This is a genomic window from Thermococcus atlanticus (assembly GCF_054657855.1).
The window spans coordinates 1,385,833-1,400,899 of the sequence record NZ_BAAHXX010000001.1; the positions used below are offsets into that span (position 1 = coordinate 1,385,833).

18 protein-coding genes are annotated in these 15,067 nt (G+C 52.8%); 9 read left to right on the forward strand and 9 right to left on the reverse strand.

The annotated features are described in order from the left end of the window. Positions 1 to 42: 42 nt before the first annotated feature. Entirely contained in the window at positions 43 to 1,506 is a 1,464-nt protein-coding gene (locus ACYQ27_RS07340) for a DHH family phosphoesterase (protein ID WP_456453443.1), read from the forward strand. Here the strand turns inward: ACYQ27_RS07340 and ACYQ27_RS07345 are convergent. The 5 genes from ACYQ27_RS07345 to ACYQ27_RS07365 are packed head-to-tail and all read right to left on the reverse strand — an operon-like array spanning position 1,503 to position 4,129. Next, on the reverse strand, positions 1,503 to 1,712 hold the full coding sequence (locus ACYQ27_RS07345) for a PRC-barrel domain-containing protein (RefSeq protein WP_456395224.1): 210 nt from the start codon (positions 1,710 to 1,712) through the stop codon (positions 1,503 to 1,505). The two genes, ACYQ27_RS07340 and ACYQ27_RS07345, sit on opposite strands and share 4 nt — an antisense overlap. A gap of 34 nt (positions 1,713 to 1,746) precedes the next feature. Further along, a complete protein-coding gene (locus ACYQ27_RS07350; RefSeq protein WP_460041367.1) occupies positions 1,747 to 2,274 on the reverse strand; it encodes a hypothetical protein in 528 nt (175 codons plus the stop codon). After that, the gene (locus ACYQ27_RS07355; RefSeq protein ID WP_460041368.1) at positions 2,271 to 2,906 is read right to left on the reverse strand and encodes a DUF120 domain-containing protein; all 636 of its coding nucleotides are present in this window, start codon (positions 2,904 to 2,906) and stop codon (positions 2,271 to 2,273) included. Before ACYQ27_RS07355 ends, ACYQ27_RS07350 begins: the two co-directional genes overlap by 4 nt. Further along, positions 2,854 to 3,459 carry an endonuclease V gene (locus tag ACYQ27_RS07360; protein ID WP_460041369.1) on the reverse strand — a complete coding sequence of 202 codons (606 nt, stop codon included), beginning with the start codon at positions 3,457 to 3,459 and terminating at the stop codon, positions 2,854 to 2,856. Before ACYQ27_RS07360 ends, ACYQ27_RS07355 begins: the two co-directional genes overlap by 53 nt. Positions 3,460 to 3,493: 34 nt before the next feature. After that, positions 3,494 to 4,129, reverse strand: coding sequence for a translin family protein (locus ACYQ27_RS07365; RefSeq protein ID WP_460041839.1), 636 nt, complete (start codon positions 4,127 to 4,129; stop codon positions 3,494 to 3,496). A 159-nt stretch (positions 4,130 to 4,288) separates the two neighbouring features. Here ACYQ27_RS07365 and ACYQ27_RS07370 point away from each other — a divergent pair, with 159 nt between their 5' ends. Next, entirely contained in the window at positions 4,289 to 5,506 is a 1,218-nt protein-coding gene (locus ACYQ27_RS07370; protein WP_456453441.1) for a methionine adenosyltransferase, read from the forward strand. Between the two features lie 27 nt (positions 5,507 to 5,533). Here the strand turns inward: ACYQ27_RS07370 and ACYQ27_RS07375 are convergent, their stop codons facing one another. Then, positions 5,534 to 5,752, reverse strand: a complete 219-nt coding sequence (locus tag ACYQ27_RS07375; protein ID WP_456453454.1) for a hypothetical protein — start codon at positions 5,750 to 5,752, stop codon at positions 5,534 to 5,536. A gap of 140 nt (positions 5,753 to 5,892) precedes the next feature. On the opposite strand from ACYQ27_RS07375, the gene ACYQ27_RS07380 reads away from it, so the two are divergent. From ACYQ27_RS07380 to ACYQ27_RS07390, 3 genes are read left to right on the forward strand one after another with little or no spacing between them, the layout of a single operon-like run. Continuing rightward, positions 5,893 to 6,426 (forward strand): adenylate kinase family protein, encoded by a 534-nt coding sequence (locus tag ACYQ27_RS07380; protein ID WP_456395206.1) that lies wholly within the window; start codon positions 5,893 to 5,895, stop codon positions 6,424 to 6,426. 4 nt (positions 6,427 to 6,430) lie between these two features. Further along, the gene (locus ACYQ27_RS07385; protein ID WP_460041370.1) at positions 6,431 to 7,300 is read left to right on the forward strand and encodes a zinc metalloprotease HtpX; all 870 of its coding nucleotides are present in this window, start codon (positions 6,431 to 6,433) and stop codon (positions 7,298 to 7,300) included. Between the two features lie 9 nt (positions 7,301 to 7,309). Continuing rightward, positions 7,310 to 7,966: a metallophosphoesterase gene (locus ACYQ27_RS07390; protein ID WP_460041371.1), complete on the forward strand. Its 657-nt coding sequence runs from the start codon at positions 7,310 to 7,312 to the stop codon at positions 7,964 to 7,966. Here ACYQ27_RS07390 and ACYQ27_RS07395 read toward each other — a convergent pair. Continuing rightward, positions 7,963 to 9,132: a pyridoxal phosphate-dependent aminotransferase gene (locus tag ACYQ27_RS07395; RefSeq protein WP_456453453.1), complete on the reverse strand. Its 1,170-nt coding sequence runs from the start codon at positions 9,130 to 9,132 to the stop codon at positions 7,963 to 7,965. The genes ACYQ27_RS07390 and ACYQ27_RS07395 overlap by 4 nt on opposite strands. 79 nt (positions 9,133 to 9,211) lie before the next feature. Beyond that, complete coding sequence (locus tag ACYQ27_RS07400) at positions 9,212 to 10,822, reverse strand: carbamoyltransferase family protein (protein WP_460041372.1); 1,611 nt, start codon at positions 10,820 to 10,822, stop codon at positions 9,212 to 9,214. A gap of 117 nt (positions 10,823 to 10,939) precedes the next feature. Between ACYQ27_RS07400 and ACYQ27_RS07405 the strand changes: the two genes are divergently transcribed. Continuing rightward, positions 10,940 to 11,323, forward strand: a complete 384-nt coding sequence (locus ACYQ27_RS07405; RefSeq protein ID WP_456395214.1) for a hypothetical protein — start codon at positions 10,940 to 10,942, stop codon at positions 11,321 to 11,323. Positions 11,324 to 11,362: 39 nt separating this feature from the next. Here ACYQ27_RS07405 and proS read toward each other — a convergent pair whose 3' ends face one another. Then, positions 11,363 to 12,802: a proline--tRNA ligase gene (gene proS / locus ACYQ27_RS07410; RefSeq protein WP_460041373.1), complete on the reverse strand. Its 1,440-nt coding sequence runs from the start codon at positions 12,800 to 12,802 to the stop codon at positions 11,363 to 11,365. Positions 12,803 to 12,897: 95 nt separating this feature from the next. On the opposite strand from proS, the gene ACYQ27_RS07415 reads away from it, so the two are divergent. The 3 genes from ACYQ27_RS07415 to ACYQ27_RS07425 are packed head-to-tail and all read left to right on the forward strand — an operon-like array spanning position 12,898 to position 15,065. Further along, positions 12,898 to 13,899, forward strand: a complete 1,002-nt coding sequence (locus tag ACYQ27_RS07415) for a 2-hydroxyacid dehydrogenase (protein ID WP_460041374.1) — start codon at positions 12,898 to 12,900, stop codon at positions 13,897 to 13,899. Between the two features lie 19 nt (positions 13,900 to 13,918). Further along, entirely contained in the window at positions 13,919 to 14,914 is a 996-nt protein-coding gene (locus ACYQ27_RS07420) for a M42 family metallopeptidase (protein ID WP_460041375.1), read from the forward strand. A gap of 13 nt (positions 14,915 to 14,927) precedes the next feature. Then, positions 14,928 to 15,065 carry a hypothetical protein gene (locus ACYQ27_RS07425; protein WP_460041376.1) on the forward strand — a complete coding sequence of 46 codons (138 nt, stop codon included), beginning with the start codon at positions 14,928 to 14,930 and terminating at the stop codon, positions 15,063 to 15,065. The last annotated feature ends 2 nt before the right edge of the window (positions 15,066 to 15,067 follow it).

The following is a 15,067-nucleotide window of genomic DNA, read 5'->3' on the forward strand; positions in this document are numbered from 1 at the left end:
TGCAGATATTTAAACATTATTGTACTTAAAAGGTGATGATTCATGAGGATACTGATCCTTGGCGGCGGTGCTATCGGCCGGATGATAGCTGAAAGCCTGAAGGGAGAATTTGATGTCACCATAATTGAAAAGGATGAGCTGAGGGCCAAGGCCCTCTCTGAAAGCGGTCTTCAGGTGATTCACGGGGACTTCTCGTATACCGCCACCCTTCTGAAAGCGGGTATTGACAGAGCTGAGCTCGCCATAATAACCGCAACTGATGTGCGCACCATAAAAAGAACAGTCCACGTCCTGAGAACCAACAACAAAAGCATACCCGTGCTCACGATTCTCCCCGATGACCTGAGCCCGGAAGACCTGGAGGGGGAGATAAAGGAGGAATTTGAGACAGAGGTTAGCATAGACTATGCGATCTACCCGAAAAAAGCTGTTGTTGATGCCATTATCAGCATTGTAGAGCATCTCGGCGAGAAGAAAAACGCAAACTTGCTCTCCAGAAAGCTCCAGGAGCTGAAGAAGGAAGGGGACAGCATTGCCATAATCGTGCACGACAACCCTGATCCTGATGCCCTCTCAAGTGCGATGGCTCTGAGCGTGATAGCCCAGAACGTGGGGTTAAAAACGAGGATATTCTACGGTGGTGAGATAACCCACCATGAAAACAGAGCCTTTGTGAACCTCCTCGGAATTGACCTCAGAAGGGTTTCGAGGGGTTCCTACGAACTCAAGAGGTTCCCGTTCATAGCCCTCGTTGATTGCCAGCCCAACGGCAACCTGACAGTACTTGAGGCCGAGGATATTAAGAAGGTGAAGATAATAATTGACCATCATCAGATACTGCAGCATCTCAGGGATGTTCTGCAGGGCGATGTGTTCCTCGACATACGCCCCGAGGTTCATGCCTCCGCATCCATCATGGCGGAGTACCTGAGGATGCTTGGGATGGACATGACGGAGACGCTCGCAACGGGGCTGTTCTACGGAATCTATGTAGATACAAAGAAGTTCTCCAAGCTGGGGCATACCGACCTGAAGGCCGTGGAGTTTCTCACCCGGAAGGTCAACTATGAGCTTCTTGACAAAATAGAGCACCCAGACATTTCAACCGAGACCGCCGAAATACTGGCCCGGGCCATAATGAACAGGCGAATTTACAAGAACATCCTCATATCAAACGTGGGCTTCGTAAGAAGCAGAGATGCCATTGCCGAATCAGCGGATTTTCTCCTACGTCTTGAGGGCATAACCACCGTTCTCGTGTTTGGCATAGTTGATGACAGGATAGAGATATCGGCAAGAACCCGGGATGTGAGGGTGAACATAGGGAAGGTTCTTAAAGAGGCCTTTGGGGGCATAGGGAGCGGGGGAGGGCACTCGCAGATGGGAGGGGCAAGAATCCCTCTGGGAATATTCACGCTTGCCAAGGACAAATCCTCCCTCCTGAGACTTGCAGAGGAGGCTATAACAGAAAAGTTCCTGGAGGCCATGAAAATTAAAGAGAGCTAACCTTCCCTTGCCTTTACCAGTATTATGTCCCCTATTGCAGTAACCCTGTCATATGAGACTCCCACCTTTCCCCCCGGCAGTCCCAGGGCGAGCACTTTTCCCTCTCCCCTGTCCAGCTCGATAAGAACCTCATCGACATAACCGACATAATAACCCCTGGTGTTGTATATCTGCTTCCCGTAGAGCTTTGAGAGCCTTATCACCATTTTAACCACCTGAAATAGTTCAGCCCCATGATATTTAAAGATTGCCTTTGCCCCTACCCCTGAACATACCAAATAAAGCTCTGAGCAGGCTCATAAAAAGCGCCACGAATGCCCCCGCCACCCCTGTGACCATGACGCTCATGGCAGCCCCCTCGATTTCTCCCAGATGTGCGTTCATGAAAATCAGCATTCCCAGTATAAATCCGCCGAAGTAGGAAAACGGAACCAGGCCTATGTCCAGATCGCTCTTTCCCTCGACCATGAACATCCCGAGGATGACCATCGCGAGGAATGCCATGGAGTAGCCAAAGGTAAGGGGATGATACATCCAAAGGTAGTTTAGAAGGACCGTTACCATCAATCCCAGAACGAAGGCCACCCCCGAAGCGTTTGCTCCCTTTCTGAGCCCTCCATAGACCGCTCCCGCAAAAAGGCCCGTGAGGTATATGGGTATCAGGGTTCTCATGCTGGTCGCGGGATGAAAAAACGCCACTATCGCCAGGAAGCTTATGGTTATTCCCAGACCCGCAAAAGCAAGGGATGACAGCAGCCGCTCCTTCATTTTATCACCCTCAGTGTCACCTTTGAGCCATCGCTGAGGTTAAGCGCCTCCCTGAGGCATATGGGGGCAACAACCTCGGCTATCTTTGGCGGGTGAATTGTCCTTGACGGAATAACTATCGCCCCTTCAATGCCGTCAATCCGAACCCTGTAGGCCTTGACATCGCCGAATGTCCTGCCCTCCCTTACGAATCCCGGGATGGTTATGGGTTCGGCCCCGCAGAGGGCATCAAATATGGTCTTCGGAAATATAACCCTCAGGTTAAGTGTGCCGGGATACGGCGTAAAACCGAGATATTCCTCCATCAGCGGGGCGTAGTGCCTCACGTAGTATGCCCCCTCGCCGATTCCGGATATTACCTCTCCGATGATTATTCCCTGATATATGGCGTCATACACCTCATCGCAGAGTTCTTCCAAAAATTTAAGGCCCTTTTCGCTGATTTCAACGTATGTCTTCCTTCCGCTTACCCTTCTGAGAACCAGCCCCTCCCCTTCAAGCTCATCAAGCGTCCTGAGCACAGTCTGGGGGGAGGCACCCAGCTCCTCAGCGACCCCCCTCACGGTTATCTTCCTTTTCTCACCTATGGCCCCCTTCTTTGCCAGCAGCAGCATGAGTCGTAATTTCCTCATTTTCCAGCCCCCTTGAAAGCCTATCAGCAAGTTTTAGAGGTTTCGGATAACCCCCCTCATTCAGCACCGCCACTATTTCCCGTGCGCTCCTTAAATCAATTAGGTTGCCAACACTAACATAAGCTTTTCCCACCTTTACCAGAGTACCCTCCGGATAGCCCCTCAGGGGTTTTTTGGCAACGCCGATGACGGGTTTTCTGAGCAGCAGCCCTATATGAGAAGCCAGCCCGTACCCCCTGGGATGGGCTCTTCCGTGGCCCTCAACGAGCAGAACATCAAATTTTTCACCCTTCACCACCAGAAGTACAGGCTTTGTCTCCCGTAGAAAGAAGAAGGTGGGAATGTAGGGATAATGCACCTCGGTCCTGATGACTTTGCTCTTCAGAAGCCTGCATTCAGGAAAAGAACACAGGACAAAGGCAGCGTTTGCCATGTTCCCTTTATACGAGACATCAACCGCAGCAATACTCCTGATATCCCCCGGTTTAACCGGCTGCTCAATTATTCTTCCCGCCAGCTTCCTCTGTACCCCAGCAATCCTCCCGAGATTCATGGCATCCACCCTGCAGAAAAAATTAATAAATTAATTATGTTATTATGTGATTATTTTTTTTTAGCGCATTATTTAGTTTTTCCTCCAGGCTCTTCGTCAGTTTTGCCCTCGTCAGGTCTTCAAGGGTTCTTTCGATAATATACCTCGCCTGATCCTGCTTCTGCCGTATATTAACAAGACCCTTGGGATACTCCAGACTCATGAGCTCCTCATAGACCTCGCTCATGGTCTCATACACTCTTCTGGCGTCTTCAATCCTGCCGTCCATAAGCAGGAGAAGGAAATGTCTCCTGAGCTCTCCTATGAAGTCCCCTATTCCGAGGAGATAATTTGCTTCGGGCACCCCTAGCTCCTCCGGAGAAGGAAATTCAGAGCCTGTTATGTAAGAGTAGAAAAGCACAGCCTCAACGAACTCCTGGTGGGCATTCTGAACATAACCCGTGAAGTACAGGTCGGGATGGAGCTGCAGCTTTTCATTCAGCTCCTCCACCCTTTTCCTGACCTCTTTTATCCTCCACTGTGCAAGCTCCTTCTCCCCCCTGTGAAGGGCCTTTATGCTGTCCCCGCTCAGCCTCACGATTTCCCTCGTAATCTTCAGAGCCTCCTCCCTGAGGGAGTCCTTCTCATCCAGAACCTTTCTTATCCCATCTATAATCTCCGAGAGCGTCATGTTTCCACCGTGGACTGTATCAGGAAGGAGCTTAAAAAGTGTGGCCATGCGGAATTTTAAAGATTCCCGGGTTAATAACCTACGGTTATATTAGGAATCCTAATTTATGCCGAAAAATATATAAAGCAATGAACTAAGGTGGGCATAGAGGTGATGATCATGGCTGGGAAAATCAGGAATATAGTTGTGGAGGAGCTTATGCGCACCCCGGTTGAGATGCAGAAGGTCGAACTCGTGGAAAGAAAGGGAATAGGGCACCCCGACAGCATTGCCGACGGAATTGCCGAGGCTGTGAGCAGGGCGCTGAGCAGGGAGTACATCAGGAGGTACGGAATCATACTGCACCACAACACCGACCAGGTCGAGGTCGTCGGAGGAAGAGCCTACCCGAAATTCGGCGGCGGTGAAGTGATTAAGCCGATTTACATCCTTCTCTCAGGGAGGGCCGTCGAATTCATTGACAGGGAGATGTTCCCTGTTCATGAGGTTGCAATCAAAGCCGCCAGAGAATACCTGAAAAAAGCGGTCAGACATCTGGACGTTGAAAATCACGTCGTCATTGACTCCCGCATCGGTCAGGGAAGCGTCGACCTCGTTGGTGTCTTCAACAAGGCCAAGGAGAACCCGATTCCTCTCGCCAACGACACCTCCTTTGGAGTTGGCTACGCCCCGCTCAGTGAGACCGAGAGGATAGTCCTTGAGACGGAAAAGCTTCTCAACAGCGACGAGTTCAAGAGGAAGTGGCCAGCCGTCGGTGAGGACATAAAGGTCATGGGGCTGAGAAAGGGCGACGAGATTGACCTGACAATAGCGGCAGCAATAGTGGACAGCGAGGTTGCCAACCCTGAAGAGTACATGGCTGTGAAGGATGCCATCTATGAGGCCGCTCGCTCTATTGCCGAGGAGCACACCGAGAGGAAGGTCAACATCTACGTCAACACCGCCGACGACCCTGAGAGGGACATATATTACATAACAGTAACCGGAACTTCGGCCGAGGCCGGCGACGACGGAAGCGTTGGAAGGGGCAACAGGGTGAACGGCCTTATCGTCCCGAACAGGCACATGAGCATGGAGGCAGCTGCCGGAAAGAACCCGGTTTCCCACGTAGGAAAGATTTACAACCTCCTATCAATGCTCATCGCCAACGACATCGCCGAGCAGGTCGAAGGCGTCGAGGAGGTCTACGTCAGGATACTCAGCCAGATAGGCAAGCCCATCGACGAGCCGCTCGTGGCAAGCGTTCAGGTCATACCAAAGAAGGGCTACAGACTGGAGGGTATCCAGAAGCCGGCCTACGAGATAGCAGATGCATGGCTCGCCAACATCACAAAGATACAGAAGATGATAATTGAGGATAAGCTGAGTGTCTTCTGAACCTTCAATCTTTTAAAATTTTGAAAATCAACCGGTGATGCTGCGCCCGTTCTGTTTCAGAAACCTGAGAAGCCTGGCTTCCTGAGACATCAGGAAAAATCTTTCTTTTCTAACGGCTGCAAGACTTCTCGCGGCATCTTTTTTCTGATGCATCATCCTGACGAGCTTGGCTTCCTCAAGCATGAGGAGCTCCCTGTGCTTCTTCACAACCTGCAGCTTTCTTTCAAGCAGCTTCAGCCTCTCCATCCCATTCACCATCCTTAATTAACTGCGGAGGAACTTAAAAGTTTTTCGCTTAATAACTAAATTATATTCGTCAATCAACGAAGATACGGCCATAATCTTAAAAACTCCCTCCGGTATTTTATCATAATGGAAGTGAGAAAATGATAATAGCTGTAAGCGGAACCCCCGGAGTCGGCAAGACCACGGTATCAAAGATTTTGGCTCAAAAACTCGGATATGAGTACATAAACATAAAGAAGCTGGCAGAGGAGAGAGGAATCGGGAAAAGAGTCGGAGAAGAACTGGAGATAGACATGGAAAAGCTGGCGGAGGTTATTGAAAGGGAGTTCAGGGGGAAAAACGCAGTGCTGGACAGCCACCTGAGCCACCTCCTGCCCGCTGATCTGGTCGTGGTTCTCAGACTCAGCCCCGAAGTCCTTTTGAAGAGGCTCATGGAGAGAGGATACAGAAAGGAAAAACTGGGAGAAAATCTCGAAGCCGAACTCGTGGACGTGTGCCTCATTGAAGCCCTTGAAGGGCATGAGAATGTTATCGAGGTCGACACGACCGGCAGAACTCCCGAAGATGTTGCCGATGAAATAATCTCCCTGATAAATGGAGGAATCAGGAAGCGGGTCGGAATCGTTGACTGGAGCGAGAGCTATGAAAAGATTATGCCCTACTTAAGGAGGTGATGGTATGGGAATAGAGCTGTGGCTTAGGACAGGTCTCCTGATGGGAATAATGACGGGCCTCCTGATGGCCGTGGGCTACTTTATAGGAGGGCCGACATGGATGCTCTTTGCATTCGCGTTTGCGCTGGTGCTGAACCTCTTCTCCTACTGGTACAGCGACAGGCTCGTGCTCGGCTGGTATCGTGCGAGGATTCTGGACGAGATGGAGGCGCCGGAGCTGTACCGCATAGTCGAGGACTTGGCCAGAGAGGCAGGAATCCCAACACCGAGGATAGCGATAATCCCGACAGACACGCCGAACGCCTTCGCAACCGGCCGGAACCCGAAGCATGCCGTTGTCGCGGTAACCAGGGGACTGCTGAAGATACTGAGCAGGGAGGAGCTTGAAGGCGTTCTCTCCCATGAGATAAGCCACATAAAGAACAGGGACATACTGATAGGAACGCTGGCCGCAGTTCTGGCCGGGGCGATCGTCCAGCTCGCTTACTGGGCGAGGTGGATCGCAATATTCGGCGGCTTCGGCAACGAGAGGGACAACGACAACATAATAACAGCACTCCTGATAGCCATCCTTGCCCCCATAGCGGCATTGCTTATACAGGCAGCAATAAGCCGTTCAAGGGAGTATCTTGCGGATGAGACAGGAGCAAAGATAAGCGGCAAGCCGTGGGCTCTCGCAAGCGCTCTGGCCAAGATAGAGCACACCGTTAGAATGAGACCGCTCCGCGAGGGAAACCCCGCAACCGCCCACATGTTCATAATAAATCCCTTCAGGGGTGCGAGCATAGCAAACCTCTTCTCAACCCACCCACCAACGGAGAAGAGGATCGAGAGGCTGAGGAGAATCGCCGAGAGTATGGGGATGGCCTTCTGAGGGAGGCACATGAGGATAGTGGCAATCACAGACATTCACGGAAGGAGCGGGAAAGCGGAGAGGCTCGGGAGGATGCTGGAGGACATGGAGTTCGACCTCCTCCTTATAGCCGGAGACCTGACGAACTTTCAGGGGAGGGATAAAGCTGAGGAAATCCTCGGCCACTTCCTTTCCCTTCAGAAACCTGTTTTTTCGATTTTTGGAAACTGCGACGGCAGGGACATTCCGGAACTTTTGAGCGAACTCGGAATAAACGTCCACAGCAGGCGCGTTGAGGTTGGTGGAGCCGGCATCGTTGGAATCGGCGGTTCAAACATAACGCCCTTCAGCACGATATGGGAGCTCACAGAGGCGGAAATCCAGGAAATACTCCTGAGAAATTACAGAGAGGGCGATGTAATCCTCTCCCATGCCCCTCCCCACGGGACAAGGGCTGACAGGGTACACCTCGGCATGCACGTCGGCAGCAGGGCGTTGAGGGAATTCATCGAGGAGAATCAGCCCCCTCTCGTCGTATGCGGCCACATTCACGAGGCGAGGAGTGTGGATAGGATAGGGAATACGGTGATAGTGAACCCCGGCCCCCTCTTCAGGGGCCACTACGCGGTCATTGAGTTCGACGAAAAGGAGAAAAAGGTCAGAAACGTTGAGCTTCTCAGGCTTTAAACGAGCTTCTTCTCCCTCAGCACTTTCTCCATTCTGTCCATGGCCTCTTCGAGCTTTTCATAGGCTGTAGCGTAGCTTATTCTGATGTAGCCCTCCCCTGCACTTCCGAATGCGCTTCCCGGAACGACCGCAACCTTTGCCTGGAGGAGCATCAGCTCGCTGAATTCCTTGCTGCTCAATCCCGTGTCCCTGATGCGCGGGAAGATGTAGAAGGCGCCCTTGGGCTTGAGGGTTGGAAGTCCCATCTCGTTGAGCCTCTTCCAGACAAGGTTTCTCCTGCGTTCATATTCTTTCCTCATCTCCTCGACGGCCTTCCAGCTGCGCTCGTCCTTCAGGGCCTTCGCCGCCGCGTACTGGGCGAACGTAACCGGACAGGTGGCGTTGTACATCTGGAAGCGGGTCATCCTCTCGATTATCCATTCCGGAGCCGCGACAAAGCCGAGTCTCCATCCGGTCATGGCGAAGGTCTTGGAGAAGCCGTTGATGGTTATCGTCCTCTCAAACATGCCGTCGAGGGAGGCTATGCTGTGGTTTCTGGCCCCGTCGTAAACGAAGTGCTCGTAAACCTCATCGCTGAAGACTATTAGGTCGTGCTCCACCGCGAAGTTACCTATCTCTTCGAGGTCCTTCCTGGTAAGAACCGCACCGGTCGGGTTGTTGGGGGTATTTATGATGAGCGCCCTTGTCTTTTCGGTCACGTGCTTTTCGAGGTCTTCAACAGAAAGCCTGAATTCGTTTTCCTCATAGGTCGGAACCTCAACCGGCTTTCCTCCTGCCAAAATAACGGCCGGAGCGTAGCTGACGAACATCGGGCCGGGGATGAGAACCTCCTCGCCATCCCGGAGGAACGTTGCAAGCCCCATCAGGAGGGCCTGGTTCGCTCCAACTGTCACCATGATCTGGGTCTTTGGGTTGGCTTCGATGCCGTTCTGCTTCTTGAGCTTCCATGCGAGCGCCTCGCGGAGCATCATGATTCCCGCGTTCGGGCTATAATGGGTCATCCCTCTGTCAAGGGCTTCTTTTGCGTATTCCCTGATATGCTCGGGGGTATCAAAGTCAGGCTCACCGATGCCGAGTGAAATGAGCCCCTCAACGCCCTGAGCCAGATCAAAAAGCTTCCTAATTTCAGAAGGGTTAACCAGGCTTAGTCTGTCGCTCAGCGCCATGAGCATCACCGAAATGTTTTCGGTGCAATGTTTATAACCTTACCTCAACGAAAAGATGTTCATCGAAGTGCTGAACGGTTCACTGATGAACAGCATATCCTTCAAGGAGGAGCAGGTCAAGTTTTGCCTTCCGGAACGTCCCCAAAGCATCCTCGGGTGAGCAGACTATCGGCTCGCCGTGCATGTTGAAACTGGTATTTAAAATCGCTCCAAGGCCTGTCTTCCGCTCGAAGGCTTTGATGACTTCGTAGTAAGTCGGGTTGATTTCCTTTCTTACCGCCTGCGGCCTCGTTGTGCCGTCCACGTGAATGACAGCGGGGGCGAGCTCCCTAAAGCTTTCGCTCGCAGTGTAGCTCATCGTCATGAACTCGTTTGGCCTTCCATTGAGGTCTTCGAGGTATTCTTCGGCTTTCTCCCACAGCAGGGAAGGCGCGAACGGCTGGAAGACGTCTCTCTTCAATGCAACGTTGAGCCTATCCTTGACGCCCTCATCCCTCGGGTTGGCTAAAATGGAACGGTTGCCCAGAGCCCTCGGCCCGAACTCCATCGCTCCCTGGAAGAACCCCACCAGTTTGCCGTCAGCCAGGGCATCCGCCACGAAGCTCGGAACCTCGCTTACCTCCTCGAACTCAAGCTCTTCCCTCTTCAGAAGCCCCTCGATGTCATCTTTCCCGTAGGCCGGCCCGAGGTAGACGTGCTCCAGCTTAAAGGGCCTCCACTTCCCGTCAAGCCTCTCAAACTGGGCCTTCACAAAGACCGCGGCTCCAAATGCCAGACCCCCGTCGTCCATAGCCGGAAAGACCCAGAGATTATCGTCCCCAAGAACCTGCCTCAGAACCGCGTTGGCCTTGACGTTCTGAGCAACTCCGCCGGCATACGCTATGGGAAGACCATAGCCCATTAGTCTGATTCCAAGCTCCTCAACCAGCTTCTCCAGATGCGCCTGGGCGCTCGCCGCTATATCCATGGCCTTTCTCTGGAACTTTCCTTCGAGATTTCCCCGCTTCATCTCCATGGCTATTTCCTTTGCCCTCGAAAGGGGGTAGCCGAAGAACTCGGCGAGCTTCCTCGTCGCCTCAATCCCAATGAGCCCAAGATGGTTGTCGAAGCTCAGGCCGTTCAGCTCGATTATCGAGCTCAGGTCGTAGGCTGGCCTGCCGTACGCCGCCAAACTCATGACCTTGCCCTCGTGGCGCATCGGCTTGAACCCGAGAAGCTCGGTAACGGAGGCGTAGAAGTCGCCGAGGGAATCCAGATAAGTGCTCTGGGCAATTCGTATCATCTCACCGTCTCTCGCGATGTAAATTGAGGAGCTGAGCCCGTCTCCGGCCGCATCAATGCTTACAGCGAGGGCATCACGCCGGCCGGAGGTGTAGTATGCGGAGGCGGAATGGGCCAGGTGGTGCTCGACGAAGAGGACTTTCTTCTTGAAGTCTGCCCCGAATATTGCTCTAAGGTTCCTCTCCAGTTCAAGCAGGCGTTTCTGCTTTCTGAATATTCCCGCGACAGCTATGACCGCAACCTTCCCGGGGCTGGCTCCGGCCATCTCCATGACCGTTCTCACACTCAGCTCGGGAAAGCCCCGGTATTTTTTGATTCTGTTTAAGCGCTCTTCGTTTACCGCGAATATCCTCCTGCCGTCTATGAGCACAGCACCGGCGTCGTGGCCGTCGTGGATTCCCAGAATCATGGTGGTGCATTCCACCTTCCTCTTTTAAAGGTTGGGTTTCTAAGAGGAAGACCCTACAACCTCGGGGAAGGAAAATTTAAAAAATATTGAGACAGACACCTCAACGGGGGTGTTCCCATGAGAAGGAAAATCCTCGCGTTGGGTCTCCTTCTGATGTTCCTGGCGCTTCCATTAGCTGGGGCAGCCTATATTCCATCGGAGACCAAGAGGGCACAGGCTCTTGCAAAGATTTCAATGTACTGGTACTATGCATACATGAAGTATGACGTGCAGTTCGGGAAACTCTACAATGAGAGCATCGCCGCAGGGGTGGACAATCAGACACTTACACTTGCTCATGCACTGTACGATAACGCCACGCTTCAGTTCAAAAAGGCTGTGGGCGGCTTTGGGAAATACGGCTTTCCTCTCCCCTATGAAATGCTGAGGGCATACAGATACATAAGGGAGGCCGTAGGAGTCCTCAAACTTGCCCTCAACACAACTGAAATAAAGAGGTAGCCCTTTTCCTTTCAATTTCTTTTCAGAAAAATAGGGAGGTCAGTAGGTTCTGGCAAATCTCGCCACGAACCTGGCCTCTTTTCCACAGTGGGCACATTTTTTGCCCTCAATCTTCGCTTTCTCCTCAGGATAGGGCGTTCCGAGCATCTTGGCGTCGAGTATCTCCTCCATCTCAAGTCCGCAGCTCTCCTCACCGCACCAGGGAATCTCCACTACTCCCCGCCTATCCTCGAAGACCGCCCTTGCCTCCTCAATGGTATCAACACGCTTTATGTGGCCCTCAAGGAACTCCTTTGCCCTCTCATGGAGGTTCTTGTGAATTGCATCGAGGGTTTCTTTGACTCTTTCCACAAGCTCACTCCGCCCAACCGTGAATTTTTCAAGCGTGTCCCTCCTTGCAAGCACAGCCTTTCCGTTTTCAATGTCCCTCGGTCCGACCTCTATCCTCAGCGGCACGCCCTTCAGCTCCCAGTCGTAGAACTTCCTCCCGGGCCTTATATCCCTGAAATCAACGTGGACTCTGAAACCCGAACTCCGGAGCTCCTCCGCGATGCCCCTTGCATACGCATGCACGTCATACGGTGAGTCCTTCTTGGGAATCGGCACTATTACGACCTGTATCGGTGCTATTGCAGGCGGTAAAACAAGGCCCCTATCGTCCCCATGAACCGCCATAACGGCCGCCAAAAGACGCTCACTCATCCCGTAGGTCGTCTGGTGCACGTACTCATGCTCCCCGCTCTCGGTCTCGTACTGGATGTTGTATGCCTTTGCGAAGTTCTGCCTGTAGTTGTGCATGGTTCCTATCTGCAGCGTCCTGCCGTCCGGCATCATGACCTCAGCGCCAAGGGAGTAGTAGGCACCGGGAAACTTGTCCCATTCAGGCCTCTTTGAGACGATGTAGGGCATTGCAAGTTTCTCCATGAGCCTTCCGAATATCTCAAGGTCTTCCCTTATCTGCCTCTCCGCATCCTCGAAGCTGTCGTGGGCTGTGTGGGCCTCAAAAAACCTGCTTATCTCCCTGACCCTGATTAAAGGCCTTGTATGTTTGGTTTCATAGCGGTAGACGTTGACTATCTGGTAGATTTTGAATGGAAGGTCAGCGTGGGAGCGAATCCACAGGGAGAACATGGAATACATCGCTGTTTCGCTCGTCGGCCTCATAATCAGCCTTACATCGAGGGGATCGTGTCCGGCATGGGTTACCCAGAACACCTCCCCCTCAAAGCCCGCTATATGCTCCGCTTCCTTTTGAAACTCCGTCTCCGGGATCAGGGCCGGAAAGAGAACCTCTTTGTGCCCGGTTCTCTCCATCTCCTCATGGATAAAGCGCTCTATGTTCCGCATTATCCTGAGGCCGTACGGGAGCCAGATGTTCATTCCCTTGACGGGGTAGCGCTTGTCCTGAATTTCGGCCGTCTCGATAAGCTCGTTGTACCACTCGCTGAACTCTTCGCTCCACCTTTTCCTCTCGACCATAACACCACCTGAGGGAAAGAGAACTTTAGGAGTTTTTAATCTTTCGCCAAAAAGGTTTATTAGTCCGTTTCGATAAACATCTAACGGGTGATGTCATGAAGCCGAAGATTCTGGTGTTGTTCAAGATGAAGAGCAGGCCCGTTGAGGAGCTTAAGAAGCATGCTGATGTGGAGTTCATCCTGTATCCAAGCGTCGATGAGCTCAAAGAGAGGATAGGGGAGTTCGATGGGGTCATAATCTCACCGCTGAACAGGTTTCCTCGCGAAGTCATCGAGGAGGCCAAAAGGCTAAAGGTCATCAGCTGCCACTCGGCAGGCTACGACCACGTCGACATCAAAGCGGCAACCGAGAGGGGAATTTACGTCACCAAAGTGGCTGGAGTTCTCAGCGAGGCCGTTGCTGAGTTCGCCGTTGGACTGACCATAGCGCTCCTCAGGAAGATCGCCTACTCCGACAGCTTCATTCGTGCCGGGAAGTGGGACTCCCACAGAACCGTCTGGAGCGGGTTCAGGGACATAGAAACGGTCTACGGCAAGAAGGTCGGCATCCTCGGCATGGGTGCCATTGGGAAGGCCATAGCGAGGAGAATGAAGGCGATGGGCACGGAGATACTCTACTGGTCCCGCTCTCAGAAGCCCGATATTGAAAAAGAGGTCGGGGCCGTCTATAAGCCCCTCGACGACGTCCTGAAGGAGAGCGATATCGTGATTCTGGCCCTGCCGTCCACACCGGAGACGTATCACATCATAAACGCGGAGAGGCTGGAACTCCTCGAAGGCAAATACCTCATCAACATAGGGCGCGGGACGCTCGTCGATGAGAAAGCCATCGTGAAGGCCATTGAAGAAGGAAAGCTGAAGGGCTATGCAACGGACGTCTTTGAAAACGAGCCCGTTCGGGAGCATGAACTCTTCAGATACGAATGGGAGACGGTTTTAACCCCCCACCACGCCGGCCTTTCGAAGGAGGCCATGGAAGACATGGGCTTCCAGGCGGTTAGGAACCTCCTCGCCGTTCTGCGCGGCGAGGTTCCAAAAGATTTGGTCAACCGTGAGGTTGTCAAAGTCCGCCCGCCGGAAGAGGTTAGAATGCTCTGATGCCTTGGAGGTGGTGAGAATGCTGATTGAGGAACTCAGGGAGATAACGCAAATCCCCGGGATTTCCGGCTACGAGGAGAAGGTGAGGGAAAAGATAGCGGAGTGGATTGAACCCTACGCCGACTACACCATTGACACGATAGGAAACCTCACCGTCGAGCTCGGCGAGGGTGAGCTCAAGGGCATCTTCATGGCCCACATGGACGAGATAGGGCTCCTCATAACAGGCGTAAGGCCTGACGGAAAGCTTACCTTCAGGAAAATCGGTGGAATAGACGATAGACTCCTCTACGGCAGGCATCTCGACGTTATAACCGAGAACGGGAAGCTCGACGGTGTTATCGGTGCTCTGCCGGTGCATCTGAACCTCGAAAGGAAGTTCGACACCGTTCCGTGGAGCAAACTGGTCATAGACATCGGCGCAGAGAACAGGGAAGAAGCCGAAAAGCTTGGCGTCAAGGTTCTTGACTACGCGGTCTTCAAGAAGCACTTCGCGGTTCTCAACAACCGCTATATTTCTACGCGCTCTCTGGACGACCGTTTTGGCGTCGTTGCCCTCGTTGAAGCCATAAAGGACCTAGTTGACCACGACCTCGATGGAAGGTGGATTTTCGCCTTCACCGTCCAGGAGGAGATTGGCCTCAAGGGAGCGAAGTTCCTGGCCGAGCATTACACTCCAAAGTACGCCTTTGCTATAGACTCCTTCGCCTGCTGCGGCGATATAACCGGCGACGTTCGCCTCGGCGGGGGAGCGGTGATAAGGGCAGTCGATAACTCCGCGATCTACACGAGGAAGCTCGCCAGGAAGGTGGCCGAGATAGCGTCGAGGAACGACATCCCTCTCCAGATCGGCGTCACCGGCGGCGGAACGGACGCGTCGGTCTTCCAGGGCAAGAGCGAGGTTCTGGCTTTGAGCGTGCCCATTAAATACCTCCACAGCGAGGTCGAGACCCTCCATCTGGCCGACCTTGAGGCATTGATAAAGCTTATAGAGGCGATAGCATTTGAGCTCTAGTACTCAGAAAAACGTGAAGAATCTCAGAGAACTAATGGTACTGCTGGTCAAGAGAGGCCAGCAACTTACAGAGGCTGACTTTGAAAAGTTGGAGCGCGAGATTGAAAAGGAAGGAAACGAACTTGCTAAGAGGATGATATCTCGGGGGTGATC

Bases quoted from the DNA above. Each gene is read 5' to 3' on its own strand.
- ACYQ27_RS07340 (WP_456453443.1), top strand. From the start codon at position 43: ATGAGGATACTGATCCTTGGCGGCGGTGCTATCGGCCGGATGATAGCT.
- ACYQ27_RS07345 (WP_456395224.1), bottom strand. From the start codon at position 1,712: ATGGTGATAAGGCTCTCAAAGCTCTACGGGAAGCAGATATACAACACC.
- ACYQ27_RS07350 (WP_460041367.1), bottom strand. From the start codon at position 2,274: ATGAAGGAGCGGCTGCTGTCATCCCTTGCTTTTGCGGGTCTGGGAATA.
- ACYQ27_RS07355 (WP_460041368.1), bottom strand. From the start codon at position 2,906: ATGAGGAAATTACGACTCATGCTGCTGCTGGCAAAGAAGGGGGCCATA.
- ACYQ27_RS07360 (WP_460041369.1), bottom strand. From the start codon at position 3,459: ATGAATCTCGGGAGGATTGCTGGGGTACAGAGGAAGCTGGCGGGAAGA.
- ACYQ27_RS07365 (WP_460041839.1), bottom strand. From the start codon at position 4,129: ATGACGCTCTCGGAGATTATAGATGGGATAAGAAAGGTTCTGGATGAG.
- ACYQ27_RS07370 (WP_456453441.1), top strand. From the start codon at position 4,289: ATGGCTGGGAAAATCAGGAATATAGTTGTGGAGGAGCTTATGCGCACC.
- ACYQ27_RS07375 (WP_456453454.1), bottom strand. From the start codon at position 5,752: ATGGAGAGGCTGAAGCTGCTTGAAAGAAAGCTGCAGGTTGTGAAGAAG.
- ACYQ27_RS07380 (WP_456395206.1), top strand. From the start codon at position 5,893: ATGATAATAGCTGTAAGCGGAACCCCCGGAGTCGGCAAGACCACGGTA.
- ACYQ27_RS07385 (WP_460041370.1), top strand. From the start codon at position 6,431: ATGGGAATAGAGCTGTGGCTTAGGACAGGTCTCCTGATGGGAATAATG.
- ACYQ27_RS07390 (WP_460041371.1), top strand. From the start codon at position 7,310: ATGAGGATAGTGGCAATCACAGACATTCACGGAAGGAGCGGGAAAGCG.
- ACYQ27_RS07395 (WP_456453453.1), bottom strand. From the start codon at position 9,132: ATGGCGCTGAGCGACAGACTAAGCCTGGTTAACCCTTCTGAAATTAGG.
- ACYQ27_RS07400 (WP_460041372.1), bottom strand. From the start codon at position 10,822: ATGATTCTGGGAATCCACGACGGCCACGACGCCGGTGCTGTGCTCATA.
- ACYQ27_RS07405 (WP_456395214.1), top strand. From the start codon at position 10,940: ATGAGAAGGAAAATCCTCGCGTTGGGTCTCCTTCTGATGTTCCTGGCG.
- proS (WP_460041373.1), bottom strand. From the start codon at position 12,802: ATGGTCGAGAGGAAAAGGTGGAGCGAAGAGTTCAGCGAGTGGTACAAC.
- ACYQ27_RS07415 (WP_460041374.1), top strand. From the start codon at position 12,898: ATGAAGCCGAAGATTCTGGTGTTGTTCAAGATGAAGAGCAGGCCCGTT.
- ACYQ27_RS07420 (WP_460041375.1), top strand. From the start codon at position 13,919: ATGCTGATTGAGGAACTCAGGGAGATAACGCAAATCCCCGGGATTTCC.